This window comes from Archangium violaceum, from assembly GCF_016887565.1.
Lineage (GTDB): Bacteria > Myxococcota > Myxococcia > Myxococcales > Myxococcaceae > Archangium > Archangium violaceum_B.
In genome coordinates, this window is record NZ_CP069396.1 from 2,516,714 (window position 1) to 2,541,394 (window position 24,681).

The following is a 24,681-nucleotide window of genomic DNA, read 5'->3' on the forward strand; positions in this document are numbered from 1 at the left end:
AGGATTCGAGAACAACATCCTGCAAGGTACCCCGAGACCCGGCGCGGGGATGTGCTGTCGGGTGGTGGGCGTTGCCCCTACCGCTCGTAGGTGAGGAAGGAGAAGGGTGGTTCGGTGGCGGTGGCCGGGTGGTGCTCCTCGAAGACGAGCCGCCAGCCGGACAGGTCCACCTCGGGAAAGAAGGTGTCGCCCTCGTACGGGCGCTCCAGCCGGGTGAGGTACAGCCGCCGCACCCGGTCCATGGACTGCCGGTAGAGGTCCGCGCCCCCGGCGATGAAGACTTCGTCGCCGCGCGCCAGCTCCAGGGCCTGCTCCAGCGAGTGCGCCACCTGAACGCCCTCGGGGGCGTAGTCCCGCTGGCGCGTCACCACGATGAACGTCCTGCCCGGCAGGGGCCGGCCGATGGACTCGTACGTCTTGCGGCCCAGGATGAGGGTGTGCCCCATCGTGAGCTGCTTGAAGCGCTTGAGGTCCGCCGGCAGCCGCCAGGGCAGGGCGTTGTCCCGGCCGATGCACCGGTTGGAGGCCATCGCCACGATGGCCGACAGCGTCATACGGCCACCGGCGCCTTGATGGCCGGGTGCGGGTCGTAGTCGCTGAGCGTGAAGTCCTCGTACTTGAAGTCGAAGAGCGAGCGGACCTCGGGGTTGAGCGTCATGCGGGGCAGGGGCCGGGGCTCGCGCTGGAGCTGGAGGCGGGCCTGCTCCACGTGGTTGAGGTACAGGTGCGCGTCACCCGTGGTGTGGATGAACTCGTGCGCCTTCAGGCCCGTCACCTGCGCCACCATCATCGTCAGCAGCGCGTAGGAGGCGATGTTGAAGGGCAGGCCGAGGAAGATGTCCGCGCTGCGCTGGTAGAGCTGGCAGGACAGCCGGCCGTCGGCCACGTAGAACTGGAAGAGGATGTGGCAGGGCGGCAGCTTCATGGCGTCCAGGTCCGCCACGTTCCACGCGCTGACGATGTGACGGCGCGAGTCGGGGTTCTTGCGCAGCTGCTCGACGAGCTGGGAGATCTGATCGATGGAGCCGCCGCCGGGCCGGGCCCACGAGCGCCACTGGTGCCCGTAGATGGGGCCGAGGTTGCCCTGGGCATCGGCCCACTCGTCCCAGATGGTGACGCCGTGCTTCTGCAGGTCGTGCACGTTGGTGCCGCCCGCGAGCATCCAGAGCAGCTCGTGGATGATGGACTTGAGGTGGAGCTTCTTGGTCGTCACCAGCGGGAACCCCTGGGAGAGGTCGAATCGCATCTGGTGACCGAAGATGCTCAGCGTCCCGGTGCCGGTCCGGTCGCCCTTCTTCGTCCCGTGGTGGAGGACGTGCTCGAGCAGGGCCAGGTATTGCTTCATGTGTCGGTGTAATCTCGGGTGCGTGTGGGGTCCGGGCAAGAAAATGCCCGACCCCCGTACTTTGCGCACGGCCGGATGCGAATGGGGGCCTTGAATGTCGAGCACGTCCGATCCACGAGGACACCTGTCAGCTCGTGGACGCGAGCTAGGATGCCGCACCATGTTCCTGTCCAACCGTCGAGCGTCCGTGATGCTCGTCCTGGTGCTCCTGTCGCTGGTGGGGGCCCCGTTGCAGTCCGCCCACGCGGCGGATGATTTCAACCGCTACTTGAGGGCCGCCATCCGCCTCTACGAGGGCCTCGATTACGAGCGGGCGCTCAAGCAGCTCGAGCGGGCCCGGCGTGTGGCACGTGGCGTCGAGGATGACGTCACCCTCGGGCTCCACGAGGGCATCATCCTCGCGGACATGGGGCGGTGGCAGGACGCGCAGGCCACCTTCAAGACGGCGCTCCTGTTGAATCCGGAGGCGAAGCTGCCCCTGCGCGTCTCCCCCAAGGTGGAGGCCGAGTTCGAGAAGCAGCGCGAGCGCGCGAGGCAGGAGCTGGCGCGCATGCAGGGCCAGGAGCCGCCGAAGGCCGGCACGGCCACCGCGGGCAAGCCGGAGCAGAAGCCCGCGACCGCTTCCACGGGGACTCCCGGGAAGAAGCCGGGTCAGAAGCCGGCGAGCACGCCTCCGGTGGTGGCGACCCCGGGTGGCACCGGGACGAAGCCCGAGGCTCCCCCCGCCGTGGCCTCCACGGATCGGCCCGAGCAGAAGACCTCGGAGGGGAGCGCGCTCCTGCCCTCCACGCCTCCTCCCGCGGCCTTCACGCCGACGGTGGAGGCCAGCCCCCGCCGGCTGCCCGTGGTGCCGCTGGCCCTGGCGGGTACGGGCGTGGTGGCCGGCGGTCTGGCCACGTACTTCGGCCTGGCGTCTCGCGGTCAGGTGACGGCCGCTCGCGAGGCGGAGTTCCAGGACGAGCTCATCTCCAACCACCAGGCGGCACGGCGCAGCGCCACCACCGCCAACATCCTCGTGGGCACCGCGGGGCTCGCTCTCGCGGGCGCCGTGGTGACCTGGTTCCTCATGCCGGCCGATGCGGCCACCGCGTCTGGAGAGACCCGATGAAGCGCCTCACGTGGGCCGCTGGCCTGATGTTGCTGTTGGCGGGTTGTACCGTCCCGGAGTTGGGCGAGCTCGAGAAGGAGAAGCCTCGCGCCTGCAACGCGGAGCATGCGTGTGCCGGGGGCTACGAGTGCGTCGGAGGGCTGTGCCTCCCGGCGGGCATCCCCCACGAGTGCGTGCCCAACACGACGGAGGCGTGTGGCAGGAGCGTCGGTGAGTGCCGGCCCGGCCAGCGCCGCTGCTCCCATGACGGCACCTGGGGCGCCTGCGAGGGCGAGACGGGGCCGAAGTCCGAGGTGTGCAACGACCTCGACGACGACTGCGATGGGCGGACGGACGAGGACTTCACCCTGGGCGCGCTCTGCGACATGACCAACGGCTGCAAGGGCGCCTGGTCGTGCGACTCGGGCGGAGGGCGCACCTGTGTGGTGACCCCCGGCCTGTGGCACCCGGACGAGGATCGCGATGGCCAGGGCGCTCGGGGCTCCCCGGGCATCGACGGCTGCCAGCAGCCGATGGGCCATGCGCCCAATGCGCTCGACTGTGATGACACCAACTACTCCCGCTACAGCGGTGCGTCCGAGACGTGCAACGCCGTGGACGACGACTGCGACGCGCAGGTGGACGAGGACTTCGGTGGCCCGGCGTGCACCTGCGCGGCCACGCAGGAGTACGTCGGCGGAGCGTGCGTGTCCCGCTTCGCCTCGGTCACCGTGCTGGAGCCGGCGGAGGGCACTCCCACGGGTGGCGCGGAGGTGACGCTGCGGATGCGGCTCGAGGTGAAGCCGGAGTTCGCCTCCAACCCGAGGTTCCCCGCCGAGCTCGTCTTCAGTGGGACGGGAGTGGCGGGTGGGCAGGGCGGCTCCTTCTCCGCTCAGAGCTCGGCCGAGGGCGTGTACGAGGTGAAGTGGCTGCCGTCGGCGACCGGTGAAGGTGACGTCAAGCTGACGGCGGCCGTGCCGGATGGAGGCCCGAGCGCCACGGTGACCGTGAACGTGGATCGCACGCCTCCAGCCGTCACGTTGGTGGTGCCCAACCCGACCTTCCCCACCGACACCTCGGGCAGGGCACAGTACGCCGACCCCAACGTGCCCAACGCGTGGAGGCGCGACCAGGAGGTCCGGGTCGAGTTGCAGGTGAAGGAGCCGCACGTCGACTCCTCGTCGCTCACCCTCGAGGTGAAGGGGACCGACGGCGTGAGCAAGGCCGTGGCCCTGACGCCTTCCACGCCCTGCTCCGTGAACTTCTGCGCCCAGGGCACCGTGAATCTGTGGGAGTCGCGGTTCGACGCGTTCCGCGGGCAGATGGAGCTCGTGGTCAACGCGCGAGACACGGTGGGCAATACGAAGACGGTGAACGGCAGCATTCCGGTGACGCGCTGGAAGTGGGCCTACGATCTCTTCGACTACGTCGAGACGAACCCCGCCATCGGAGCCCGTGGAACCATCTATGTCTCCGCCCGGAGCAGGCTCCTGGCCGTGACTCCCGAGGGAAAGCTGAAGTGGCAGTCGTTGCCGTCGAACAATTACCTGAGCACGCCCGTGGTGGGGCAGCCCCGGGACAATGGCTTCGGGGGAAGCACGGAGATCGTCTACGTCGCGTCGGGGACGAACGGCTCCTCGTACTCGGAGCTGTACGCGTTCGACGGAGACCTGGGCCAGCTCCGGACGGGCTGCCCGCTCTCCGGCTCCTCCTTCAATGGGAACATCCACGGGTCACTCACCCTGCTCACCACCCCGTCCAGCACCGGTGACAAGGAGACAGTGGTGGCCCTCCTTCAGGGCTCGGCGAACTCGAACCGCTTCGTGGCCATCAGGCCGGACGCGGAGACGAGCGCGGAGCGGTGTCCCGAGTTCGGCAACGCGCTCCAGAGGCCCATCGGACCGGGAGGCCTGGTGTCGCAGGGCACCAACCTCTTCTACGTGTCCGAGAGCAGCACGTGCTGTAACTCCACCGAGCTCGCCAGCTACACCTTCGGAAGCAATCAGTCCCGGCTCGACTGGCCGGTGAAGATCGAGGCCACCCTGGGAAGCCCCGTGCTGGTTGGCACCCAGCTCGTCGTGCCAGGGTGGGGGAACAGCCTCAACACGCGCGGCCTCTTCTCCGTCCCGACCAGCGGGAGTCTGTCGACGTTGAGGTACCAGGTCCCGTCGAACTATTCCCTGGGCGGCGTCTCGGTGGGGAGCGCCAACGAGGCCTTCCTGACCGTGAATGGCTCCTCGGGTGTCGAGCTGCACCGCTTCCCGCTGGCTGGGGGGACGGCGACCGTCAAGGGCGGGCTCTCGGGCCCGGTCTCCGCGACGACTCCCGTGCTCGGACGGGATGGGACCCTGTATTCGACGCTGGGCACCCTGTCGGCGTGGTCCACGGCGGATCTCTCCTCGCGCTGGAGCGCGTCGTCTCAGTCGGGAATCCCGACGGGCTACGAGCTGACGCTCGACTGCGCGCGGGACACCGCGGGGACGCAGATCTCCAATCGCCCCGGCGTGCTCTACCTGTCCGCGTACAGCGATCGGCGGCTGTACGCCTTCGTGGTGGACAGTCAGGGGCTGGACGCTTCCGCGCAGTGGCCGAAGTTCCAGCACGACGTGCGCAACACGGGAAACCCCGCGACCCCCGTGACGAACTGCAAATAGGGCGTTAGACGAGGCGCCATGAAGATCTACACGAAGACCGGGGACACGGGAGAGACGGGCCTGTTCGGCGGCGGACGGGTGCGCAAGGACAGCGTGCGCGTGGACGCCTACGGCGAGGTGGACGAGCTGAACGCCTCGCTGGGCCTGGCGCGCTCCCTGTCCATGCCCTCGGACCTGGACGCGCTCCTGCACCGGTTGCAGGACCAGCTCTTCACCGTGGGCGCGGCGCTGGCCACGCCCGCGGGCACCAAGGCCTCCGAGCACATCCCCAAGCTCAAGCCCGAGTGGGTGACGGACATGGAGCGGGCCATCGACACGTTCGAGACCGAGCTGTCCCCCATGACGCACTTCATCCTCCCGGGAGGCAGCCAGGCGGCCGCCGCGCTGCACCTGTCCCGCACGGTGTGCCGCCGGGCCGAGCGCCGTGTCGTCGCCGCCGTGCGCGAGGGCGAGGCCCCCCAGGAGACGGTCGTCTTCCTCAACCGCCTCTCGGACCTGCTCTTCGTCATGGCCCGAGTGGCCAACCACCGGGCAGGCGTCGAGGATGTGAAGTGGATACCCGAGAAGCCCGCGAAGTAGCACGTGGGGGGCTCCGTTGGGGCGGCGACGCGGTTATGTAGGGGACCGTGAGTCCGCTGCCCTCCGAACACCTTCGCCAGCTCTCCCAGCGGGTCGGCTTCGACCTCGTGGGCTTCGCACGCGCCGAGCCCATCGAACCCGGGTTCCTCCTCGGGTGGCTCGAGGCCGGCTGCGCCGCGGACATGGACTGGATGACCACGCGGGCCGCCGAGCGGTTGGATGTCTCCCGGCTGCTCCCCGGCGCCCGCACGGTCATCGCCTTCGCCACCAACTACTACCGGGACGAGCCGCGCGCGGCGGGCTCGCCCATCGCCCGCTACGCGCGCGGCCGGGACTACCACTCCACGCTGCGCGACAAGCTCAAGGCCTTCCGCAGGTTGTTCTCGGAGGCCTACCCCGAGGTGCACCACTACGGCAGCGTGGACTCGGGCCCGTTGATGGAGAAGGTGTGGGCCGCGCGCGCGGGCCTGGGCTACGTGGGCAAGAACGGGTGCTTCATCACCGAGCCCTATGGCTCGTGGGTGCTGCTGTCCGCGCTCGTGCTGGACGCCGAGGTGGATGCATACGCGGGCGGACCGGCGGAGGACCGCTGCGGCCACTGCCGCAAGTGCATCATGTCGTGCCCCACCGGCGCGCTGCTGGGCCAGGGGAGGGTGGACGCGCGGGCCTGCCTCTCGTACCAGACCATCGAGAACCGCCACGCCGAGGTGCCCGAGTCCTTCCGCGTGGAGATGGACAACCTCATCTTCGGCTGCGACATCTGCCAGGACGTCTGTCCCCTCAACCGGCACCCCGTGTTCACCCCCAACGAGCGCTTCGCGCCCCGGGCGGTGGCGGAGCTCGGGGTGATGGAGCTGGCCGCGCTCACCCCCGAGCAGTACGAGCGGCTCATCCCCGGCACGGCGCTCGCGCGGGCCAAGTACGATGGGTTGCGCCGCAACGCCGTGTACGCGCTGGGCGCCGCGAAGCAGCTCGAGGCCCGGCCCCTGTTGGAGACGTTGAGCCAGGACCCGAGTGAGCAGGTGCGCCACGCCGCGCAGTGGGCGCTCCGGCACCTGGACGCCTGACGGAGCGTGCTCGGAGAGCACTCCGGGAGGCTGTCACTTCTGGCCGCTTCCCGATATGCCGGTGCCGGGTCCCTCCGGGCCTGTCGTTCCCTCTTCAGGAGGCCACGATGTCCCAGCACTTCCGTCCTCTGATCGCCGCGCTGTGCGGTGCCACCGTTCTCGTGCTCTCGGGCTGCGGCGACACCGGCCCCACCGGTGCCACCTGCCCGCAGGGCAGCGCGCTCACCTATCAGAACTTCGGCAAGACCTTCATGGACACCTACTGCACCCGCTGCCACAGCACGGTGCTCTCCGGTGCCGCGCGCCAGGACGCCCCGGAGGACCAGAACTTCAACACCCCCGAGGGGATACGCGCGCACTTGAAGGACATCGACGCGTGGACGGCCTCCGGCCCCGACCGCACCAACACCGAGATGCCTCCCAACGGCACCATGCCCACCACCGACGAGCGGAAGAAGCTCGGCGAGTGGCTCGCTTGCGGCGCGCCCTGACGGCCCCGGTTCGTTTCACGACGGGTCGTATCGGGCCCGTGCCACGCGCGTGTGACGCGTCGTCCCAGGTGCTGGCGGGTTGAACGCGCGGGTTCTTTGAGTTCCTACCGGACAGTCGGTGCCCGCCCGCCCCGTGAAATGCCGGGCGGCACCTCGGGCAATCTGGTACTTCGCGCCGGGCGATGGGCGCATCCTCCCTTGAGTCCGGTTCTTCTCGTCAGGCCCCGCTCGGCGCGGTGTACACCGCGCTGTTCGTCCAGGTGCTCATCAACGCGGGCACCTATCTGGCCGGCAAGCGCGCCATGGAGGAGCTGCCTCCCCTCACCGTGGTGCTCTGGCGCTTCCTCCTCAGCGCCGCCGTCTTCTGCCTGCTGCTCCTCTTCACCCCCGGCCCCAAGCTGCCTCCGCGCTCCGAGTGGCGCCGCGTCCTGATGCTCGGCCTGCTCGCCGGCCCCATCAACCAGGTGCTGTTCTTCTTCGGGCTGTCCCGCTCCACCGCCTCCCACGCGGCGCTCCTCTACGCGCTCACCCCGCTCGGCGTGTACCTGCTGAGCCTCGCGCGGGGGCACGAGCGGCCTTCCTCTCGCGCCACGCTCGGCATCCTCACCGCGCTCGTCGGGGTGGTGGTGCTGCTGCTCGGCCGCGGACTGGCCTCGGCGAGCGGCTCCCTCCTGGGCGACCTGCTCATCCTCGCCGCCGTGTCCGCCTGGGTCGTCTACACCACCGAGGGCAAGCCCTTCGCCGCCACTCACGGCCCCGTGCGCTCCACCGCGTGGAGCATGGTCACCGCCGCCCTGCTCCTCGTGCCCGTCATGCCCTTCGCCCTGGACCCGGCCCGCACCTTCTCCGTCAGCCGCCCCGCCCTCGGCAGCATCGTCTACCTGGCCCTCCTCACCTCCGTCGTGGCCTACCTCATCTGGTACTACGCCCTGTCCAAGGTCCCCGCCTCCCGCGTCGCCATCTTCTCCAACCTCCAGCCCGCGGCTACTGCTCTCGCCGCGTGGTTGTTGCTCGGCGAGTCGCTCCACTGGGCTCTGGTTCTCGGGGGCGGGTTGGTGATTGTCGGTGTCCGGCTGACTCAGGGGGCTCCCGTCGGGCCGGTGTCCCCTGGTGCATCCTTGGATGAAGAGGCCCCAGTCGCTGGACGCGGGTGACTCGGGTTCAACCCGGGGGCCCTATACCCTCACCCCGTCCCTCTCCCAGGGGGAGAGGGGTTGGTCCGCGGGGTTGGTCCTCGGGGTTGGTCCTCGGGTTGCTCCTTCGGGTCGTTGCTCAGTCCCCGTTGGGATCCCACTCCGAGATGTCCTTCTTCTTGGGCTCCGGCGGCGGTGTCGGACGCACCGGCTCCGCCGGCTTCGGCGCCGGCTTCGGCGCGGGCGCCGGCTCGGGCTCGTCCTTGTCGAAGATGGGCACTTCCTCGCTCTCCGATGACGCCGGCTCCGGCGCCGTCTTCGTCGGCGCGGCGGGTTTCGTCTCGGTCCTGGGCTCGGGCGCCGCCACCGGCTCCGCCCTCGGAGCCGGTTGGATGGGCTCGGTCGACTCGTCTTCCGACGCCCGATAGACACCTCGGCGCACCGAGTCCCCGGAGCCTTGCGTGCTCGACGCGGGCACCGTCGAGGCCTTGTCGGGATCCTCGTACGGCTCCGCATCCCTCATCGCCGGATCCGGCTGGCGCGCGGGCATCGGGTCGATCTGCGCGTCCTGGAGCGAGTAGTGCTGGCTGCTGCACTGCTTCTGCTCCTTGTCACAGCTCACCAGGCACTGGGTGAGCTGCTTGTACTTCGTCGTGGTGCCACCGTAGTCGATGGTGCAGTCCTCGCGGCACGTCCTGTAATCCTCGCGGCACCCCGCGGGGATGGGACGATCGGGACCGGCGGCGAGCGTCAGGAAGATGACGAGCGAGAGCGGATGCATGGTGGAAGGGAAGGCTAGCAGGCATTCTGACTTCCTGCGTGCATCCCCGGTCGGAGAGCAGGGGAGGGGACGGTAAGGGCCCGCTCCACCCCTCGCTGCACGGAGGCCCACCCATGCCCACCTTCCCAGCCTTACCCGGGATGCAGCGGAGGCGGGAAGCATGAGGTTCCGCAAACCCAGGCACCTGACGTGGCGCGAGCTCGGCCGACGCTTCTGGGTGGAGCTACAGGAGGACGCCGTCACCGAGTGCGCGGCGCAGCTCGCCTTCTATTTCCTCTTCGCCCTGTTCCCCTTCCTCTTCTTCTTCGTGACGCTCGCGGCCTACCTGCCGTTCGCCCCGGGCGCCGTGGATGCCATGGTGGCGCGGCTCGGTCCGCTCATGCCGCCCGAGGCCCTGCGTCTGGTGCAGGAGCACCTCGAGTCGCTCGTCACCGACACCCAGCCCCGCCTCATCACCCTCGGCCTCCTGGTGGCGCTCTGGTCGGCCTCGCGCGGCGTGGACGCCCTGCGCCGCGCGCTCAACCTCGCCTATGACGTCCCCGAGTACCGTCCCATCTGGAAGACGCAGGGGCTCGCCATCCTCATGACCGTGGCGGGCTCGCTGCTCATCCCCCTCGCCTTCGCCCTCTTCCTGCTGGGTGGACGGCTGGGCGAGTGGATCGCCCGTCACCTCCACGTGCTCAACGCCTACCACACCGTGTGGTCGTGGCTGCGCTGGCCCTTCACCGCGGCGCTCGTCATGCTGGTGCTGGCGTTGTGCTACTGGCGCCTGCCCGCCGTCCGGCACCGCTACCAGTTCCTCTCGCCCGGCGCGGTGCTCGCCAGCGTGCTGTGGCTCCTCACCACCTGGGGCTTCACGCAGTTCGTCGAGCTCTTCGGCCGCTACAACGTCACCTACGGCTCCATCGGGGGCGTCATCGTGCTGCTGCTGTGGCTCTACGTCACCGGCCTCATCTTCATCATCGGCGGCGAGGTGAACGCCGTCCTGGAGCAGGCCGAGGCGGAGGTGGCGCAGGCGGAGGGACGGCCTCCGCCCATCGAGGTGCCCCATCTCAAGTCGAGCGGGGCCGGGGCGGAGGGCTCGGGGCGGGAGCGGTTCGCCTTCTGGCGCTGGCGCCGGCGCATGGCGGAGCGCGCCACCGCCGAGGTCGAGCCTCCCGCCGAGGTGCACGACTCCCCCGACGACGAGCCCCCTGGCACCGGGGAGCAGCGGCCTCCCTCGGTGCATTGAGGCCCGTGGGGCCTACTTCCTCAGGCTCTGCTTGATGGCGGCCAGCCGTTCCGCTCCCAGGTTGGAGCCCGACAGCCGGTTCTTCGCGATGTAGTCGTTGATGTGGGCCATGCGCTCGCTGGAGGGCGGGTGCGTGCTCAACCACTTCAGCACGCCCGGCGTCTTGCCCTCACCCGCCGCCAGCTTCCCGAAGAAGGTGGCCAGGCCGTGGGGGTCATAGCCCGCCGCGGCCGAGTACCTCGCGCCGTACTCGTCCGCCTCCGTCTCGTTGCCGCGGCTGTACGCCAGGCCCACGCCGGTGCCGGCGAGCCCCGCGGCGATCTGCCCCACCGTGCCCTGGTTCTTGCCGAGCGCCGCGTCGATGATCGCCTGCTGGCCATACTGGAGGATCATCGCCCGCGCCGAGTGCCGGCCCACGACGTGGCCCGCCTCGTGCGCCATCACCCCGGCCACCTCCGCCTCGTTGTCCGCCGCCAGCAGCAGGCCCGTGTACACGTACAGGTAGCCGCCCGGCGTGGCGAACGCGTTCACCGTCTTCGGGTCGTCGATGACGTTCACCTTCCACTTCACGCCCTTGCGGTCCCGGTTCGCCGCCTGGAGGATGGGCGTGGACAGGGTGCGCACGTACTCCACCACCGCCGGGTCCTCCACGTACTTGATCTTCTCCTTCGTCTCGAGCTCGGTCTTCACCTGCTGGCCGAGCTGCTCCTCCTGCTGGTCGGAGACGAGGTAGGACGCCGCCGTCCGTTGCGCGCTGGCGAGGCGCTGGGAGGTGCACCCCGTCATCAGTCCCGTCATCAGCGTGAGGCCCACAATCGCAGAGAGAATCCGTTGCATGCCGTTCCTTCCCTTCATGGTGTCTGTCACCGCCGGATGAACCGGCCTCGTAATCAGCGTCCCGGGCACGCGGCAAGCGTTCCGTGACGCTCCTCCCCGTGGGACGTCCCGCGCGGATGGATATGCAACGCTGGCTCCCAGCGGCCGGCCCGGCGGGCCCATGTCCGCGCGCGTGGAGCGCCTTGCCGCCCGGTCTCCCGGGACAGAGCTTAGGAGATGGCGCCCTCTCGGGTGCCAGGGAGGCCCCACATGTCTCGTCCCGTCTGGACCGGCTCGCTCGGCTTCGGGCCCATGCATGTCCCGGTGCGGCTCTACGCGGCCGTCTCACCCAAACAGGTGCAGTTCCACCTCCTGCACGACGCGGACGGTGCCCGCATCCAGCAGAAGCGCGTGTGCTCGGCGGATGGAGAGGAGGTCCCCTTCGAGCACGTGGTGAAAGGCTATGAGATCCGTCGCGGCCGGTACGTGGAGATGACGCGTGGCGAGCTCGAGGCGTTCGATCCCCAATCCAGCCGCACCATCGACCTGCAGGACTTCGTGGAGCTCGCGGACATCGACCCCATCTTCTTCGACACCACCTACCACCTCATGCCGGGCGAGGACGCCACGAGGCCCTACGCCACCATGGCGATGGCGCTGAGGGCCTCGGGCCGCGTGGGCATCGGTCGGCTGGTGATGCACCTGAAGGAGCACCTGTGCGCCGTGTGGCCGCACGAGCGGGGGCTCGTCCTCTCCACGCTGCACTTCGCGGACGAGCTCATCCCCCAGGAGAGCTTCTCCGAGTTCTCCGGCACCGTGCCTCCAGTGCAGCGCGAGGTGGAGTCCGTGCTGGACATCATCGAGACACGCATCGTGGACTTCGTGCCCCAGCGCTACCAGGACCTGCACCGGGAGCGGCTGCTGGCCTTCCTCGAGCGGCGCGCCCGGACGCACGGGCTGCGCGAGGCGCCCGCCGAGGCTCCGGAGTCGGCGGGTGAGGAGGTGCCCCGCGTCACCCGGGCGGGCAGGGCGGCGGGACGTGCCGCCCCCGAGGCCACGGGCGGCGAGGTTCGCGAGCTCCCCACCCGGGGCTCGCTGCGTCTGCGTCAGCAGGCCGCCCGCGAGATGCGGGAGCGGACTCCGCGGGGGAAGAGGGCGGAGGGCACGGCCACGCCTCGGCCCCGGCGCCGGAAGGGCGGCTCCGCCACGAAGCGCAAGTAGCGGGGGAGCACCTGGTGCCGGAACGACGACGGCGGATGGGCCCGAGCCGAGCCCATCCGCCGCCGTGAGGGAAGAAGTCCCGAAGCGACTACTTCTTCAGGCGGGCCTCGCAGGCCTCGAAGTCGATGTTCTGGAAGTAGGCGTCCACGTACTTGGCGCGCTCGAACGGCTTGTAGTCCGGCACGAAGGCGTGCTCCCAGGCATCCATGACGATGATGGGGGTGTAGCCGGCGATGTTGCCGTTCTCGTGCAGCGTCACCCAGTGGTTGGAGAGCCAGCCGGTGCGCGGATCCTGGAAGGTGATGGCCCAGCCGATGCCCGGCGAGGTGCCCACGGCCTTGAAGTCCGCCAGCCAGTTCTCATAGGAGCCGAAGCTCTGCTCCATGGCCTGCTTCAGCTTGCCGCCCGGGGTGGTGGCGCCGCCCGGCTTCATGTTGCCGAAGTAGTACTCGTGGAGGACCATGCCGTTGTACTCGAAGCCCATGCGGCGGGTCATCTCGGCGTAGGCCGGGTTGGAGCCAGCGGCCTCACCCTTGGCCTGCATGCCCGAGAGCAGCTCGGTGAGCTTGTTGGTGCGGTTGACGTAGCCCTCGTACAGCTTGAAGTGCGACTCGAGCACCGCGTCGCTGATGCCCTTGAGACCCTTGAGGTGGGTGAACTGCATCGGCGTGTACTTCTTCTGGATGTCGGCCATTCGGGCCTCCGATGGGGAGAAGAGGTTGCGGCGAAAGGCGTCCCTTGTACCGGGCAGACGCAGCCTTTCGGGGGTTGTTTCGCGCAGATGTGCGCGCGGCAACAAGTGAGAAGTGCGTGCCTCGGCGCATTTGTGCATGCGCCGTCGTGAGAAGGCCCGGGCGTTCCACTTCTGGACGGTGGAGGAGCCCTCTTCGTCCATGTGGGTCGACGAACCCCACCGCACGGGGTGGGTCAACGAGATGACTCCTCAGGTGGTCCTTCAATACGAAGGCGGGTTCTGGTTGAAGGAGGTGGGCGCGTGCTCCTTCGAAGCAGCCCGGGTGGACGAACCTGTTGGGACATCGCCTTCGGCCATCCCCAGCAGATAGTCCTACTCTGGCGGTACTCGCCGGCGGCCCCACCGGTCCAGGTAGGAGGAGACCCAGGGGGAGGAGTCTGTCCGAAGATCGGGCAGGGGAGCTGCACCACGCGTAACCCTCCCAGGTGCTTGGAGATTTTTCACGAACTGTAAACAGGTCTTACACGAGCGCGTTCCTCGGAGTGGAGCATCCATGTTCCGGTCCAGATTCGTACGTTCTGAAACCCTGTCTTTCAGCTCCCCCTGGGATTTCAGGCCTCTCACTTGCATCATCCTTTCCTGGTTCGACCGGTCCCCTCCCCCGAGCGAGCCAGGAAGCCCATGGATGAGCCCAGAATGGACGCGGGCGCGGCCCTCCGCGGATTGCTGCTCGTGATGATGGCGGCGGCCTGCTCCTCCTCATCCGCCGCGCGATACGCGGACACCTCCGGCACCCATTCCGAAGAGAGCCTGGGCCAGGACCCTCCCATCGTGCTCACCGGGAATGGCGACAAGATCATCCCGGAGTTCGAGTGCATGCAGCGTGGCTGCCCCGACACCGTTCAGTGTGGAGCCGCCCGGTGCTTCGTCACCCACTGTGGAAAGGGCAGCTGCACGAACTGCGGTGGGCTGATTCCCGTCCCGGACTCGTTCAAGAACCTCGTCATCAAGGAGTGGTGCGCCTACGGCTGCATGAGTGCCTCGAAGTCCATTGGAAGTGCCTATGGCTTCGTCCCGGCCGTCGGGGGAAAGACCTTCGTGGGTCCCATCTGTCCGGCGCAGCCCGCCGCCTTCGCTTCCGCGCGGAGCGGAGAGGGGGAGGGCAGATGACTCCGTCCGCCGCCGAACAGGCCGCCCGCCTGGCGAACGCACTCAATGACCTGGGTCACCTCGCGCTCGACCACCCGATGGAGGACTCGCGCCGCTCCAAGGGAGACGCGAAGCTGCGCGACGAGTACCTGGAGTCCGTCACCGAATGCATGGAGATGGTGAATCGCACGCTGCGCGGCCCCCAGCCGGGCGCGTTCCCGAATCCCGCCAGGGCCCTGGATGCGCTCACCCGGATGAAGAACGTGCTGCCGTCCGTGGATTGGGACGATGCGGTGAGCCTGGGCAGGCTCCGGGAGGATGCACGCCAGGCGCTCGAGGCGCTCGGTTTCGAGCTGTCGGGACAGTCCAGCTAGGCGGACCACCGCGCTGCTTTCCCCCGTGGCGCGCGGGTGTTATGGCGCGCTCGCCATGCCCGAGCTTCCCGAAGTCGAAATCGCCCGGCGCAACCTCGTCCGTTGGCTGGACGGGCGCCGCGTGGTGCGGGCCGAGGCGGACGACACCCGCGTCTTCCGTGGGGCGCGCCGTCAGGACTTCGCTTCCCTCCAGGGGCGCCTGGAGTCCCTGGAGCGGCGGGGCAAGTACCTCCTCTTCACCTTCGAGGGAGGCCGGGGGCTCATGGCCCACCTGGGCATGACGGGCCGCTTCCTCCGCCGCCCCGAGGGCGTCCCCGTCCCCTACAGCCGCGCCCGCTTCTACCTGGACTCCGGCGAGGTCATCCACTTCGCGGACTCGCGCCTCTTCGGCCGCATGGAGCCGTGCCCCGCCTCGCGCCTGTACGCGCTGGACGCCGTGAAGGAGCTGGGGAGGGATCCGCTCGCCGAGGGGCTCACCGCCGGGCAGCTCCAGGAGGCCCTGGGCACCTCGCGCCAGGCGCTCAAGGTGGCCTTGATGGACCAGGGACGGGTGACGGGGCTGGGCAACATCCACGCCGCCGAGGCGCTCTACCGCGCCGGGCTGCACCCCGCGCGCGCGCCCGCCTCCCTCTCCCCCGCCGAGTGGGCCCGGCTGGCCGATGCCATCCACGCCTCCATCGCCTTCGGCCTCGAGGAGCAGCAGGGCGACGAGCCCGCGTACCTGGAGGACGGCGCGGAGAACCGTTTCCTCGTCTACGGTCGCGCCGGAACTCCTTGTGCCCGGTGTGGGGCGACGGTGGAATCCTTCACCCAAGGTGGCCGCACCACCCATTGCTGTCCCCAGTGCCAACCGCTACACCCTGCCCGTAAACCCCCGGACGGACGGCGGAAGACAGCCGCTCGCCGTCGTTGACACCCCCGGCCGGGTCCGCTTGACTCGCCCGCCCTTTGCACCCGCCGCACTCGCGCGGCACCGGAGAAGAATCCCCTATGTCGTCCAACGCCCTGCTGGCGGCGCTTCTCGTCGCCTCCGCTACGGCCACCGCGCAGACGCCGGAGCCGCCTCCGTCCGGCACGCCGGCTCCCTCCCAGGAGAACGCCGCTCCCGCCACCCAGGAGGCCGCCGCCGACTCCACCGAGGAGCGCATCCGCCAGGAGGTGGACAAGCGCCTGGAGGCCGCCAAGCAGGAGATGCGCGAGGAGATCCGCGCCCAGCTCGCCACCCAGTCGCTCGCCAGTGACTGGCAGGAGGAGTGGGTGGAGGAGAAGCGCAAGCTGGAGGTCTTCTCGCTCGACGGCTACTACCGGCTGCGCCCCAACCTCTTCTATCAGTTCAATCTGGGCCAGGCGCCGGAGCTGTCGCTGTGGAACGCCTCGCCCCGCGCCACGGAGAAGACCCAGTCGGGCGCCGACATGCGCCTGCGGCTGGAGCCCACCTTCAACATCTCCGAGGAGGTGCGGGTCAAGGCGCAGCTGGACGTGCTGGACAACCTCGTGCTGGGCTCGACGCCGTCGCTCGGCTACCCCAACGACAACTTCCAGCTCTTCGACGTCTTCAATGACGGGCAGGTGTCCCCCGAGGCGGGCCTCAACGCCCTGCGCGGCTCGGTGCGGGTGCGCGAGGCCTATGGCGAGGTGTCCACGCCGGTGGGTCTGCTGCGCTTCGGCCGCATGAACGCGCACTGGGGTCTGGGCATCGTGCGCAACGACGGCAACTGCCTGGAGTGCGACTTCGGGGACCAGGTGGACCGCGTCATGTTCGTCACGGAGCCCTTCGACGGCTTCTACGTGACGCCCATGCTGGAGTTCAACGAGGAGGGCACCGTCGCCCAGCCCAACGGGCAGAGTGGCCAGCCGGTGGACCTCACCAACGCGGATGACAGCCACAGCCTGGTGCTGGCCGTGGCGCGCCGCGACACCCCGCAGCAGGTGAAGGCCAAGCTGGAGAACAACCAGGGCGTCTTCAACTACGGCCTGCACTTCAGCTGGCGCCAGCAGCGCTACGAGGCCTCGGGGCTCTACACCAGCCCCGCGGTCAACGCGGACGGCTCGGTGAACCAGGGCTCGGGGTTCGTCCAGCGCGACGCCAACCTCTACATCCCGGACGTGTGGCTGCGCTACGAGGAGCGCAAGTTCCGCGTGGAGCTGGAGTTCGCCGCCTACCTGGGCCGCATCGGCAACCGGGCGCGGACGCCGGGCGAGCAGAACAACCCCAACCTGAACCAGTCGCTGGACGTGGTGAACTTCGGCGGCGCGGCGGTGGGCGAGTACCGGCTGCTCAACGGCCAGCTCAACATCCAGCTGGAGCTGGGCTTCGCCTCGGGTGACCGCGCGCCGGGCTTCGGTGCCTACCCGGCCCGGTCCCGGACGCAGCAGGTGGGCTCCACCCAGGCCGTCCTCGAGGGTCCGCAGTTCAACTGTGGCGTGGGCGGCTGCCAGGACAACGCCATCCGCAACTTCCGGTTCAACCGCGCCTACAACGTGGACAACATCCTCTGGCGTCAGCTCATCGGCACCGTCACCGATGCCTTCTACGCCAAGCCCACGGTGCGCTACACGCTGACCCAGGGCTTCGACGTCTTCGGCAGCGCCATCTACTCGCAGGCCATCTACCCCGAGTCCACGCCTTCCTTCGCGGATCGGATGCTGGGCATCGAGACGAACCTGGGCGCCCGCTACGAGACGGAGGATGGCTTCGTCGCCCGCATCGACTGGTCCGTGCTCTTCCCGCTCGCCGGCCTGAAGCTGGATCCGGATGCGAATCCCGCGACGGCGGCCCCGGATCTGGCCACGGCCCAGTCCATCCGCGGCACGCTGGGCATCCGTTTCTAGGAAGGTGCCAGGGTGAGCTCTCGCGCTCTCATCGCGCTGCTCGGCCTGGTGCTGGGGGTGGCGGCCTGCGGTATCAAGGGGCCGCCCCGTCCGCCCGCGGAGCCGCCTCCGCCCACCGGCTCGCCGCCGCCTGCGCCCGCCGCCGGCACGCAGCCTCAGGGTACGCAGCGGGATCCGCTGCCTTCGTCGCTTCCTCCACCCGACGCCGGGACTCCGTGAATCACTTCACCTATCGCAAGCGCGTCCTCCATGCCGAGGAGGTGCCCCTGTCCGCCATCGCCGACGCGGTGGGCACCCCCGTCTACGTCTACTCCACCGCCACGCTGCGCCGGCACTTCCGCGTGGTGACGGAGGCCTTCGGCTCGCACCCGCACCTGGTGTGCTACGCGGTGAAGGCCAACTCCACCCTGGCGGTGCTCAAGCTGCTCGCCGACGAGGGCAGTGGCTTCGACATCGTCTCCGGCGGCGAGCTGGCCCGCGTGAAGGCGGCCGGCGGCAAGCCGGGCAAGGTGGTCTTCGCCGGCGTGGGCAAGACGGCGGACGAGATGGCCCAGGCCCTCGACGCCGGCATCCTCTTCTTCAACGTGGAGAGCCCCGAGGAGCTGGAGCTGCTCGACGCGGTGGCTCGCTCCAAGGGGAAGCGCGCGCCCTTCGCCATCCGCGTCAACCCCAACGTGGACGCGGGCACGCACCGCCACATCTCCACCGGCCTGAAGACGTCCAAGTTCGGCGTCCCCTTCGAGGAGGCCATGGCCCTCTACACCCGGGCCAGGAAGATGAAGGGCCTGGAGGCGGTGGGGGTGGACTGCCACATCGGCTCGCAGATCACCCGCACCGCGCCCTTCAAGGCCGCGCTGTCCAAGGTGGGTGGGCTCTACAAGGAGCTCAAGGCCAAGGGGCACGCGCTGCGCTACCTGGACATCGGGGGTGGCCTGGGCATCACCTATACGTCCGAGACGCCGCCCTCTCCCGAGGAGTACGCGCGCGCCGCCCTGTCGGCCGTGGGTGACACCGGCGCCACGCTCATCTTCGAGCCGGGCCGGGTCCTGGTGGGCAACGCCGGCCTGCTCGTCACCCGCGTGCTCTTCCGCAAGAAGACGCCGGCCCGCCACTTCGTGGTGGTGGACGCGGGCATGAACGATCTCATGCGCCCCGCCCTCTACGACGCCCACCATGGGCTCCAGCCGCTCGTTCAACGGCGCGGCCAGGAGGTCGAGGTGGACGTGGTGGGGCCGGTGTGCGAGTCCACCGACGTGCTGGCCCGCCAGCGCAAGGTGGTGCTCCCCAAGCAGGGCGAGCTGTACGCGCTCATGAGCGCTGGTGCTTATGGCATGAGCATGGCTTCTACCTACAACTCGCGCCCCCGCCCGGCCGAGGTGCTGGTGGACGGGGACGCCTGGCGGGTGGTGCGCGAGCGGGAGAGCGTCGAGGACCTCTGGCGCGGCGAGCGGCCCTGAACATATAAGCCGCAGCATGAAGACCTTCGAAGGCTCGATGACCGCGCTGGCCACCCCGTTCCGGGATGGCGCGCTCGACGAGGCCTCCTACCGTGCGCTCGTCCGGCAGCAGATCGCCGGGGGAACGAGCGTGCTCATCCCCATGGGCACCACCGGTGAGGCCGTGACGATGACCCCCGAGGAGCGCTTCCGCGCCATCCGCGTGGTGGTGGAGGAGGCGGCGGGCCGGGTCCAGGTGGTGGGCGGCGCGGGCTCCAACAGCACCGCGGAGGCCATCGACGGTGTGAGGCGCGCCCGCGAGGCCGGCGCCGACGGCACGCTCATCGTCACGCCCTACTACAACAAGCCCACCCAGGCGGGCCTGGTGGAGCACTTCAAGGCCATCGCCAAGGCGCACCCGGGCTTCCCCATCGTCGCCTACAACGTGCCGGGCCGTACCGGCGTGGACCTGCTCCCGGAGACGGCGCTGCGGCTGTGCGACATCCCCGAGGTGGTGGCCATCAAGGAGGCCACGGGGAACATGGCCCGCACCGTGGACCTGGTGGAGAAGTGCGGCGAGCGCCTGACGCTCCTGTCCGGCGATGACTTCACCGTGCTGCCCTTCATCGCCTGCGGCGGCAAGGGCGTCATCTCGGTTTCCTCCAACGTGGCTCCGCGGATGATGGCGGACCTGGTGGCCGCCGCTCGGGCCGGACAGCTCGCCAAGGCCCGGGAGTTCCAGGTCCGGATGAACGAGCTGCACAAGCTGCTCTTCATCGAGAGCAGCCCCATCCCCGTGAAGTGGGCCCTGCACAAGCTGGGACTCTTCGGACCGGAGCTGCGTCTGCCCCTGGTTCCCATGACCGAGCCCAATGCGAAGAAGCTGGAGGCCGAGCTGCGCAAGCTGGGCCTGCTCCAGGGTTGAACCCGGGGGACTCCATACCCTCACCCCGACCCTCTCCCAGAGGGAGAGGGACTAACCCTGGTTCCTCACCGTGTATGTCCCCTCTCCCTTCGGGAGAGGGCTAGGGTGAGGGTATCGAGGTCACCATGATCCGCACCGTCATCACCGGAGTCTCTGGCCGCATGGGCAGCACCCTGCTGCGCCTCGTCCGTGACTCGAAGGACCTCGAGCTGGCCGGCGCCACCTCGCGCAAGGGTTCCGCCTCCGTGGGACAGGACGCCGGCCAGGCCGCGCGTCTGGAGACGCTCGGTGTCTCCGTGAACGATGACCTCGGCCGCGTGCTCGACGCGTCGCGAGCCCAGGTGGTCATCGACTTCACCAGCGCGGAGGCCAGCGTGGCGCACGCGCGCCAGTGTGCCGAGCGCGGTGTGGCCATGGTCATCGGCTCCACGGGCTTCACCCCCGAGTCCCGCGCCGAGGTGGCCGCCAGCGCCAGGTCCATCCCCGTGGTGCTCGCCCCCAACACCTCCGTGGGCGTGAACGTGGTCATCCGCATGGCCGCCGAGCTGGCCCGGGTGCTGGGGGAGGGCTACGACGTGGACGTGCTCGAGGCGCACCACCGGATGAAGAAGGACGCGCCCTCGGGGACGGCGCTGAAGCTGGCCGAGGTGCTCGCCTCGGCGCTGGGGCGCGGGCAGGAGGATCTCACCTTCGCCCGGCACGGGCAGATTGGCGCGCGCCCGAAGCAGGAGATTGGGGTGCAGACGCTGCGGGGCGGGGACGTCGTGGGCGAGCACACCGTATACTTCTTCGGTGAGGGCGAGCGCATCGAGCTCACCCACCGGGCCACGAGCAGGGACCAGTTCGGACTCGGGGCGCTGAGGGCGGCGCGTTGGGTGACGGGCCGGGCGCCGGGGCTCTACGACATGGCCGACGTGCTCGGCTTCCAGAGGACGCCATGACGACGCGGTATTGCCGTTTCCAGGACGAGGGCCGAGCGCAATACGGCCGCATCGAGGGTGACGAGGTGGTGGTGCTCTCCGGTGCGCCGTGGGCGGGCGGGGAGGACACGGGCCGGCGCGTGGCGCTGGGCGCGGTGTCGCTGCTGGTGCCCTCCGAGGCCTCCAAGGTGGTGTGCATCGGGCAGAACTACCGCAAGCACGCGGAGGAGATGGGCAAGCCCGTCCCGCCCGAGCCCCTCATCTTCATGAAGCCCTCCACCGCGCTCAACGCGCACCGCTCGCCCATCCGGATTCCCAAGGCGAGCCAGGAGGTGCACTACGAGGCGGAGCTGGGGCTGGTCATCGGCGAGCGGCTCAAGAACGTCGACGAGGCCACCGCCGCCCGGGCCATCTGGGGCCTCACCTGCATCAACGACGTGACGGCGCGCGACATCCAGCGCCGCGAGGTGCAGCACACCCGCGCCAAGAGCTACGACACCTTCGCCTGCGTGGGCCCCTGGGCCGTCACCGGCCTGTCCCCGGCGGACCTGCGCATCCTCTGCCGCATCAACGGGCAGGTGAAGCAGGACAGCCGCACCTCGGACATGATCTTCGGTCCCGCCCGGCTGGTGTCCTTCATCTCCCACATCATGACACTCCTGCCGGGTGACCTGGTGAGCACGGGGACTCCCTCGGGCGTGGGTCGGCTGGCCGCTGGAGATACGGTGGAAGTGGAGCTGGAGGGAATCGGGACCCTGGCCAATCCTGTTGAGATGGAGCCTTGAGCGCCACTGTCTATGTAGGGCTGGGCTCCAATGAGGGAGACCGCGAAGCCCAACTCGTCTCCGCCCTGGAGGCGCTGTCCCGAATCGATGCGGTGGCCGTCCTGCGCTGCTCTTCCCTTTTCGAGAGCGCCCCGGTGGGGCCTCCCCAGCCGCGCTACCTCAACGCCGTGGTGGAGCTGGAGTGCGGGCTGCCTCCCCAGCGGCTGCTCTGCATCCTGAAGCAGATCGAAAAGGACCTGGGCCGCCGCCTGGACGGTCCCCGCTGGGGCCCCCGTCCCATCGACCTGGACATCCTCCTGTGGGAGGGTGAGGTCGTGGCGGACCCCAACCTGCAGGTGCCGCACCTGGAGTTGCACAAGCGCCGCTTCGCCCTGGAGCCCCTGGCCGAGCTCGCCCCCGAGGCCGAGCACCCGGTGCTGGGCATGTCGGTGGTGGAGTTGCTCGCCCAGCTCGCGCCGCAGGACGTGCAGCGGTGCCCGGCCACCCAGTGGCCCGAAACCCTTTCCCCCGTGACCGAGTCATGACCCTCTCCCTGGCCCTGGCTACCGCGGCCCTCCTCGCCGCCGAGCCCACCAACCTGCCCGCCGGGCATCCGACCCTTGGCTCGGACGCACAGCCCTCCGCCGCCAGCCCGGGCGCGGCCATGCCCCCCTCGGGGCAGATGATGGAGGGGCACCCGCCGATGACGGGCCGTTCGCCGCCCACCGCCGAGGAACTGCTCCAGCAGCTCGACGGCATGCAGGGCCTGCGCGAGCGCGAGAAGACGTTCGAGATCGCCTCGGCGCTCGGCAAGCTCTACTACACGAACGGGCGTTCCGCGGATGCCGTCTCCTACTTCCTCCAGGCGGAGGAGAAGGCGAAGGCCACGCGCGAGCTCTTCGTGGCGCAGCGCAAGAAGCTGGGCAAGGGCGCGGTGCCGTCCGCGGAGGAGGCCCAGTGTGGCTTCTCGGTGGACACGCCGGTGGAGCAGATGGGGGCGGTGGCGGCGGAGCGTGCGAAGAAGGGCGACACCGCGGGTGCGGTGGCCTGCGCGCGCGCGGCGCTGCAGCCGGTGCTCGAGGTGGAGTCGATGCGCGGCAACGCGCTGTTCCTCAACGGTGACGCCGAGGGCGCGCTGAAGGTGTACGAGCGGGTGCTGGAGGTGTCGCCCTCGTTCGCGGACGCGCTCTTCGGGCGCTCGGCGCTGCTGTACGAGACGCGGGGCGAGGACATGAAGGCGCTGCAGTCGGCGCGCGATGGCTTCGAGGCCTTCCTCGCGGCGCACCCGGACTCGACGCGCTCGGCGCTGGCGCGCAAGCTGAGCCGCCTGGCGGATGACGCGGTGAAGGCCGGTGGCATGAAGAAGATGCTGGCCTCGCGCGCCGAGGACCGGCGCATCCGGGTGTCCAAGCTGGACCTGTCGCCGAAGCCGACGATGGGGATGGCGGGAGCGGGTGGGCCGATGGCGGGGGCGGGTGGCCCGATGGCGGGTGGAGCCGCCGGGGCCTCGGCGCCCACGCTCTCGCAGGAGACGATGCAGGCGATGCAGAACGTCGAGCACACGCCGGAGCTGGAGGCGCAGCTCGACCAGACGGTGGCGCAGGGCGAGGAGCTGCTGGCGAAGGGCCGCTTCGACGAGGCGCTGCAGTCGTACCGGCAGGTGATGCCGTTGCGTCCGGACGGGCGGGTGAAGGCGGGCCTGGCGTGGACGCTCATTGGCCTGGGCAAGCCCACGGCGGACCGGGTGTGGGGCGTGGCGGTGGAGTCGGACCCGGCGGCGGTGGACAAGCTGGGCGAGACGTTGAAGGCGAAGGGTGACCTGAAGGGAGCGAAGGCGCTCTGGACGAAGCTGGCGGCCTCGGCGCCGGGCTACGCGGCCCAGACATCACTCCAGGCCAAGCTGAGCCAGTAACCGTGTATGCCCCCTCTCCCCCTGGGAGAGGGCTGGGGTGAGGGTATTGCCCCTCCGTGCCCTGCCTAGAAGTACCGAGCGGCGAGCAAATCCTGGACGTCGAGCAGGCCCACGGCCTTGCCCTCGGCGTCCACGACGGGAAGCTGGTCGACGCGGAACTCGCGCATGAGCTTGGTGGCCTCGAGCACCAGAACCTCGGGGCCGACGCACCGGGGCCGCTTGCCCATGACCTCGCGGATGGGGCGCTCGAAGTTGGTCTCCCCGCGCTCGACGAGCCGGCGCAAGTCGCCATCGGTGAAGATGCCCACGAGGCGGCCCTGGCGGTCGACGACGTTGGTGGCACCCGGCCGGCCGGGGGTGTTGGTCATCACGACCACGGCCTCGGAGAGCCTGGCGGAGTCGCGGACGACGGGGTTGGAGGGCCCGGAGCGCATCAGCTCGAAGACGCGCATGACGGAGCGGCCGATCTTCCCGCCGGGGTGGAGCAGGGCGTACTCGCTGGAGGAGAAGGGCCGTGCGCGCATCACGGCCATGGCGAGCGCATCACCGATGGCGTGCAGGGCGGCGGTGGAGGCGGTGGGCACCATGCCCATGGGGCAGGCCTCCTCGATGCGGCCGATGTCCAGCACCACGTCCGCGCCCCGGGCCAGGGGGCTCTCCGCGTCGCCGGTGAGGGCGATGACGGGGGCGCCCAGCCGCTTGAAGGAGGGCAGCAGCCGCACCAGCTCCTCGGTGGCGCCGCTGTTGGAGAGGGCGAGGATGACGTCCCCGCGGCCCACGCGGCCCAGGTCTCCATGGACGGCCTCGGTGGGGTGGAGGAAGACGGAGCGCACGCCGGTGGAGGCCAGGGTGGCGGACAGCTTCTGGCCGATGAGGCCCGCCTTGCCGATGCCCGTCACCACCGTCTGGCCCGGGCAGTCGCGCACCAGCTCGAGCGCGCGCAGGAAGGAGTCGCCCAGCCGCCCCATCAACCCGAGGATGGCCTGGGCCTCGGCCTCGAGCACGCTGCGCGCGTAGGCGAGCGTGGCCTCGCGCTCGTCGCGGGAGGGCTCGGGGGAGGGGGGATTGGGAGAGGGGAGGGCGCGGAGGCGGGGCTTCCGGGCGGTGCTTCGGGAGGCTCGGGCCATGGTGGTGGGGCCCTTGTAACCCCGGGCCGGGCGGGCCTGCCAGCTTGACGCACCGGGGGGCATCGGCTACGCGCCTCCTCGCCCGGCGGGCAGACGGGAGCGTCTCGCCTGCACCCGTGGGTTTCCGCCTTACAACCTTACAG

Annotated in this window: 25 protein-coding genes; 19 read left to right on the forward strand and 6 right to left on the reverse strand. The window is 69.8% G+C overall.

What is annotated here, in order from left to right; genetic code table 11:
• Positions 1 to 77: 77 nt before the first annotated feature.
• Positions 78 to 554 (reverse strand): dihydrofolate reductase, encoded by a 477-nt coding sequence (locus JRI60_RS10450; protein ID WP_204225695.1) that lies wholly within the window; start codon positions 552 to 554, stop codon positions 78 to 80.
• A complete protein-coding gene (locus tag JRI60_RS10455; protein WP_204225696.1) occupies positions 551 to 1,345 on the reverse strand; it encodes a thymidylate synthase in 795 nt (264 codons plus the stop codon). Before JRI60_RS10455 ends, JRI60_RS10450 begins: the two co-directional genes overlap by 4 nt.
• A 160-nt stretch (positions 1,346 to 1,505) precedes the next feature.
• Between JRI60_RS10455 and JRI60_RS10460 the strand changes: the two genes are divergently transcribed.
• The 6 genes from JRI60_RS10460 to JRI60_RS10485 all read left to right on the forward strand — a co-directional run bounded on the left by JRI60_RS10460 (position 1,506) and on the right by JRI60_RS10485 (position 8,377).
• Positions 1,506 to 2,453, forward strand: a complete 948-nt coding sequence (locus tag JRI60_RS10460) for a hypothetical protein (protein ID WP_204225697.1) — start codon at positions 1,506 to 1,508, stop codon at positions 2,451 to 2,453.
• Positions 2,450 to 5,086: a putative metal-binding motif-containing protein gene (locus tag JRI60_RS10465; protein WP_204225698.1), complete on the forward strand. Its 2,637-nt coding sequence runs from the start codon at positions 2,450 to 2,452 to the stop codon at positions 5,084 to 5,086. Before JRI60_RS10460 ends, JRI60_RS10465 begins: the two co-directional genes overlap by 4 nt.
• Positions 5,087 to 5,104: 18 nt before the next feature.
• Positions 5,105 to 5,665, forward strand: coding sequence for a cob(I)yrinic acid a,c-diamide adenosyltransferase (locus JRI60_RS10470; protein WP_204225699.1), 561 nt, complete (start codon positions 5,105 to 5,107; stop codon positions 5,663 to 5,665).
• 47 nt (positions 5,666 to 5,712) lie between these two features.
• Positions 5,713 to 6,732 (forward strand): tRNA epoxyqueuosine(34) reductase QueG, encoded by a 1,020-nt coding sequence (queG, locus tag JRI60_RS10475; RefSeq protein WP_204225700.1) that lies wholly within the window; start codon positions 5,713 to 5,715, stop codon positions 6,730 to 6,732.
• Positions 6,733 to 6,839: 107 nt separating this feature from the next.
• The gene (locus tag JRI60_RS10480) at positions 6,840 to 7,223 is read left to right on the forward strand and encodes a c-type cytochrome (protein ID WP_204225701.1); all 384 of its coding nucleotides are present in this window, start codon (positions 6,840 to 6,842) and stop codon (positions 7,221 to 7,223) included.
• A gap of 182 nt (positions 7,224 to 7,405) precedes the next feature.
• Entirely contained in the window at positions 7,406 to 8,377 is a 972-nt protein-coding gene (locus JRI60_RS10485) for a DMT family transporter (RefSeq protein ID WP_204225702.1), read from the forward strand.
• A gap of 118 nt (positions 8,378 to 8,495) precedes the next feature.
• Here JRI60_RS10485 and JRI60_RS10490 read toward each other — a convergent pair whose 3' ends face one another.
• The gene (locus JRI60_RS10490; protein ID WP_204225703.1) at positions 8,496 to 9,137 is read right to left on the reverse strand and encodes a hypothetical protein; all 642 of its coding nucleotides are present in this window, start codon (positions 9,135 to 9,137) and stop codon (positions 8,496 to 8,498) included.
• Between the two features lie 160 nt (positions 9,138 to 9,297).
• Between JRI60_RS10490 and JRI60_RS10495 the strand changes: the two genes are divergently transcribed.
• Positions 9,298 to 10,368 (forward strand): YihY/virulence factor BrkB family protein, encoded by a 1,071-nt coding sequence (locus JRI60_RS10495; RefSeq protein WP_204225704.1) that lies wholly within the window; start codon positions 9,298 to 9,300, stop codon positions 10,366 to 10,368.
• A gap of 12 nt (positions 10,369 to 10,380) precedes the next feature.
• On the opposite strand, the gene JRI60_RS10500 is transcribed toward JRI60_RS10495, so the two are convergent.
• The gene (locus JRI60_RS10500; RefSeq protein ID WP_204225705.1) at positions 10,381 to 11,205 is read right to left on the reverse strand and encodes a M48 family metallopeptidase; all 825 of its coding nucleotides are present in this window, start codon (positions 11,203 to 11,205) and stop codon (positions 10,381 to 10,383) included.
• Positions 11,206 to 11,454: 249 nt separating this feature from the next.
• Here JRI60_RS10500 and JRI60_RS10505 point away from each other — a divergent pair, with 249 nt between their 5' ends.
• Positions 11,455 to 12,405: a Ku protein gene (locus tag JRI60_RS10505; protein WP_204225706.1), complete on the forward strand. Its 951-nt coding sequence runs from the start codon at positions 11,455 to 11,457 to the stop codon at positions 12,403 to 12,405.
• Between the two features lie 88 nt (positions 12,406 to 12,493).
• On the opposite strand, the gene JRI60_RS10510 is transcribed toward JRI60_RS10505, so the two are convergent.
• Positions 12,494 to 13,099 (reverse strand): superoxide dismutase, encoded by a 606-nt coding sequence (locus JRI60_RS10510; RefSeq protein ID WP_204225707.1) that lies wholly within the window; start codon positions 13,097 to 13,099, stop codon positions 12,494 to 12,496.
• A gap of 681 nt (positions 13,100 to 13,780) precedes the next feature.
• Here JRI60_RS10510 and JRI60_RS10515 point away from each other — a divergent pair.
• From JRI60_RS10515 to JRI60_RS10565, 11 genes are all read left to right on the forward strand, one after another.
• Entirely contained in the window at positions 13,781 to 14,269 is a 489-nt protein-coding gene (locus JRI60_RS10515; RefSeq protein WP_204225708.1) for a hypothetical protein, read from the forward strand.
• Positions 14,266 to 14,622, forward strand: coding sequence for a hypothetical protein (locus JRI60_RS10520; RefSeq protein ID WP_204225709.1), 357 nt, complete (start codon positions 14,266 to 14,268; stop codon positions 14,620 to 14,622). The genes JRI60_RS10515 and JRI60_RS10520 overlap by 4 nt, the downstream gene beginning before the upstream one ends.
• A 55-nt stretch (positions 14,623 to 14,677) precedes the next feature.
• Positions 14,678 to 15,535 (forward strand): bifunctional DNA-formamidopyrimidine glycosylase/DNA-(apurinic or apyrimidinic site) lyase, encoded by an 858-nt coding sequence (gene mutM / locus JRI60_RS10525; protein WP_204225710.1) that lies wholly within the window; start codon positions 14,678 to 14,680, stop codon positions 15,533 to 15,535.
• A 77-nt stretch (positions 15,536 to 15,612) separates the two neighbouring features.
• Positions 15,613 to 17,454, forward strand: coding sequence for a TIGR04551 family protein (locus tag JRI60_RS10530; protein ID WP_239470450.1), 1,842 nt, complete (start codon positions 15,613 to 15,615; stop codon positions 17,452 to 17,454).
• A 12-nt stretch (positions 17,455 to 17,466) separates the two neighbouring features.
• The gene (lptM, locus tag JRI60_RS54440; RefSeq protein WP_204225711.1) at positions 17,467 to 17,673 is read left to right on the forward strand and encodes an LPS translocon maturation chaperone LptM; all 207 of its coding nucleotides are present in this window, start codon (positions 17,467 to 17,469) and stop codon (positions 17,671 to 17,673) included.
• Positions 17,670 to 18,911 carry a diaminopimelate decarboxylase gene (gene lysA / locus JRI60_RS10540; protein WP_204225712.1) on the forward strand — a complete coding sequence of 414 codons (1,242 nt, stop codon included), beginning with the start codon at positions 17,670 to 17,672 and terminating at the stop codon, positions 18,909 to 18,911. The genes lptM and lysA overlap by 4 nt, the downstream gene beginning before the upstream one ends.
• A gap of 16 nt (positions 18,912 to 18,927) precedes the next feature.
• Positions 18,928 to 19,815, forward strand: coding sequence for a 4-hydroxy-tetrahydrodipicolinate synthase (gene dapA, locus JRI60_RS10545; RefSeq protein ID WP_204225713.1), 888 nt, complete (start codon positions 18,928 to 18,930; stop codon positions 19,813 to 19,815).
• Between the two features lie 125 nt (positions 19,816 to 19,940).
• A complete protein-coding gene (dapB, locus tag JRI60_RS10550; RefSeq protein ID WP_204225714.1) occupies positions 19,941 to 20,756 on the forward strand; it encodes a 4-hydroxy-tetrahydrodipicolinate reductase in 816 nt (271 codons plus the stop codon).
• Complete coding sequence (locus tag JRI60_RS10555) at positions 20,753 to 21,520, forward strand: fumarylacetoacetate hydrolase family protein (protein WP_204225715.1); 768 nt, start codon at positions 20,753 to 20,755, stop codon at positions 21,518 to 21,520. Before dapB ends, JRI60_RS10555 begins: the two co-directional genes overlap by 4 nt.
• Positions 21,517 to 22,044, forward strand: coding sequence for a 2-amino-4-hydroxy-6-hydroxymethyldihydropteridine diphosphokinase (gene folK / locus JRI60_RS10560; protein WP_204225716.1), 528 nt, complete (start codon positions 21,517 to 21,519; stop codon positions 22,042 to 22,044). The genes JRI60_RS10555 and folK overlap by 4 nt, the downstream gene beginning before the upstream one ends.
• Positions 22,041 to 23,411 carry a tetratricopeptide repeat protein gene (locus tag JRI60_RS10565; RefSeq protein WP_204225717.1) on the forward strand — a complete coding sequence of 457 codons (1,371 nt, stop codon included), beginning with the start codon at positions 22,041 to 22,043 and terminating at the stop codon, positions 23,409 to 23,411. The genes folK and JRI60_RS10565 overlap by 4 nt, the downstream gene beginning before the upstream one ends.
• Positions 23,412 to 23,476: 65 nt before the next feature.
• Here JRI60_RS10565 and JRI60_RS10570 read toward each other — a convergent pair whose 3' ends face one another.
• Entirely contained in the window at positions 23,477 to 24,538 is a 1,062-nt protein-coding gene (locus tag JRI60_RS10570; RefSeq protein ID WP_204225718.1) for a KpsF/GutQ family sugar-phosphate isomerase, read from the reverse strand.
• Positions 24,539 to 24,681 lie beyond the last annotated feature (143 nt).

What these genes read in the sequence shown, in the direction of transcription:
- dapA (WP_204225713.1), top strand. Translation starts at nt 18,928, where the DNA reads ATGAAGACCTTCGAAGGCTCGATGACCGCGCTGGCCACCCCGTTCCGG.
- JRI60_RS10570 (WP_204225718.1), bottom strand. Translation starts at nt 24,538, where the DNA reads ATGGCCCGAGCCTCCCGAAGCACCGCCCGGAAGCCCCGCCTCCGCGCC.
- JRI60_RS10490 (WP_204225703.1), bottom strand. Translation starts at nt 9,137, where the DNA reads ATGCATCCGCTCTCGCTCGTCATCTTCCTGACGCTCGCCGCCGGTCCC.
- JRI60_RS10450 (WP_204225695.1), bottom strand. Translation starts at nt 554, where the DNA reads ATGACGCTGTCGGCCATCGTGGCGATGGCCTCCAACCGGTGCATCGGC.
- JRI60_RS10460 (WP_204225697.1), top strand. Translation starts at nt 1,506, where the DNA reads ATGTTCCTGTCCAACCGTCGAGCGTCCGTGATGCTCGTCCTGGTGCTC.
- JRI60_RS10555 (WP_204225715.1), top strand. Translation starts at nt 20,753, where the DNA reads ATGACGACGCGGTATTGCCGTTTCCAGGACGAGGGCCGAGCGCAATAC.
- dapB (WP_204225714.1), top strand. Translation starts at nt 19,941, where the DNA reads ATGATCCGCACCGTCATCACCGGAGTCTCTGGCCGCATGGGCAGCACC.
- JRI60_RS10520 (WP_204225709.1), top strand. Translation starts at nt 14,266, where the DNA reads ATGACTCCGTCCGCCGCCGAACAGGCCGCCCGCCTGGCGAACGCACTC.
- JRI60_RS10500 (WP_204225705.1), bottom strand. Translation starts at nt 11,205, where the DNA reads ATGCAACGGATTCTCTCTGCGATTGTGGGCCTCACGCTGATGACGGGA.
- JRI60_RS10565 (WP_204225717.1), top strand. Translation starts at nt 22,041, where the DNA reads ATGACCCTCTCCCTGGCCCTGGCTACCGCGGCCCTCCTCGCCGCCGAG.
- JRI60_RS10505 (WP_204225706.1), top strand. Translation starts at nt 11,455, where the DNA reads ATGTCTCGTCCCGTCTGGACCGGCTCGCTCGGCTTCGGGCCCATGCAT.
- JRI60_RS10495 (WP_204225704.1), top strand. Translation starts at nt 9,298, where the DNA reads ATGAGGTTCCGCAAACCCAGGCACCTGACGTGGCGCGAGCTCGGCCGA.
- mutM (WP_204225710.1), top strand. Translation starts at nt 14,678, where the DNA reads ATGCCCGAGCTTCCCGAAGTCGAAATCGCCCGGCGCAACCTCGTCCGT.
- JRI60_RS10485 (WP_204225702.1), top strand. Translation starts at nt 7,406, where the DNA reads ATGGGCGCATCCTCCCTTGAGTCCGGTTCTTCTCGTCAGGCCCCGCTC.
- JRI60_RS10455 (WP_204225696.1), bottom strand. Translation starts at nt 1,345, where the DNA reads ATGAAGCAATACCTGGCCCTGCTCGAGCACGTCCTCCACCACGGGACG.
- JRI60_RS10515 (WP_204225708.1), top strand. Translation starts at nt 13,781, where the DNA reads ATGGATGAGCCCAGAATGGACGCGGGCGCGGCCCTCCGCGGATTGCTG.
- JRI60_RS10465 (WP_204225698.1), top strand. Translation starts at nt 2,450, where the DNA reads ATGAAGCGCCTCACGTGGGCCGCTGGCCTGATGTTGCTGTTGGCGGGT.
- JRI60_RS10510 (WP_204225707.1), bottom strand. Translation starts at nt 13,099, where the DNA reads ATGGCCGACATCCAGAAGAAGTACACGCCGATGCAGTTCACCCACCTC.
- JRI60_RS10480 (WP_204225701.1), top strand. Translation starts at nt 6,840, where the DNA reads ATGTCCCAGCACTTCCGTCCTCTGATCGCCGCGCTGTGCGGTGCCACC.
- JRI60_RS10530 (WP_239470450.1), top strand. Translation starts at nt 15,613, where the DNA reads ATGTCGTCCAACGCCCTGCTGGCGGCGCTTCTCGTCGCCTCCGCTACG.
- JRI60_RS10470 (WP_204225699.1), top strand. Translation starts at nt 5,105, where the DNA reads ATGAAGATCTACACGAAGACCGGGGACACGGGAGAGACGGGCCTGTTC.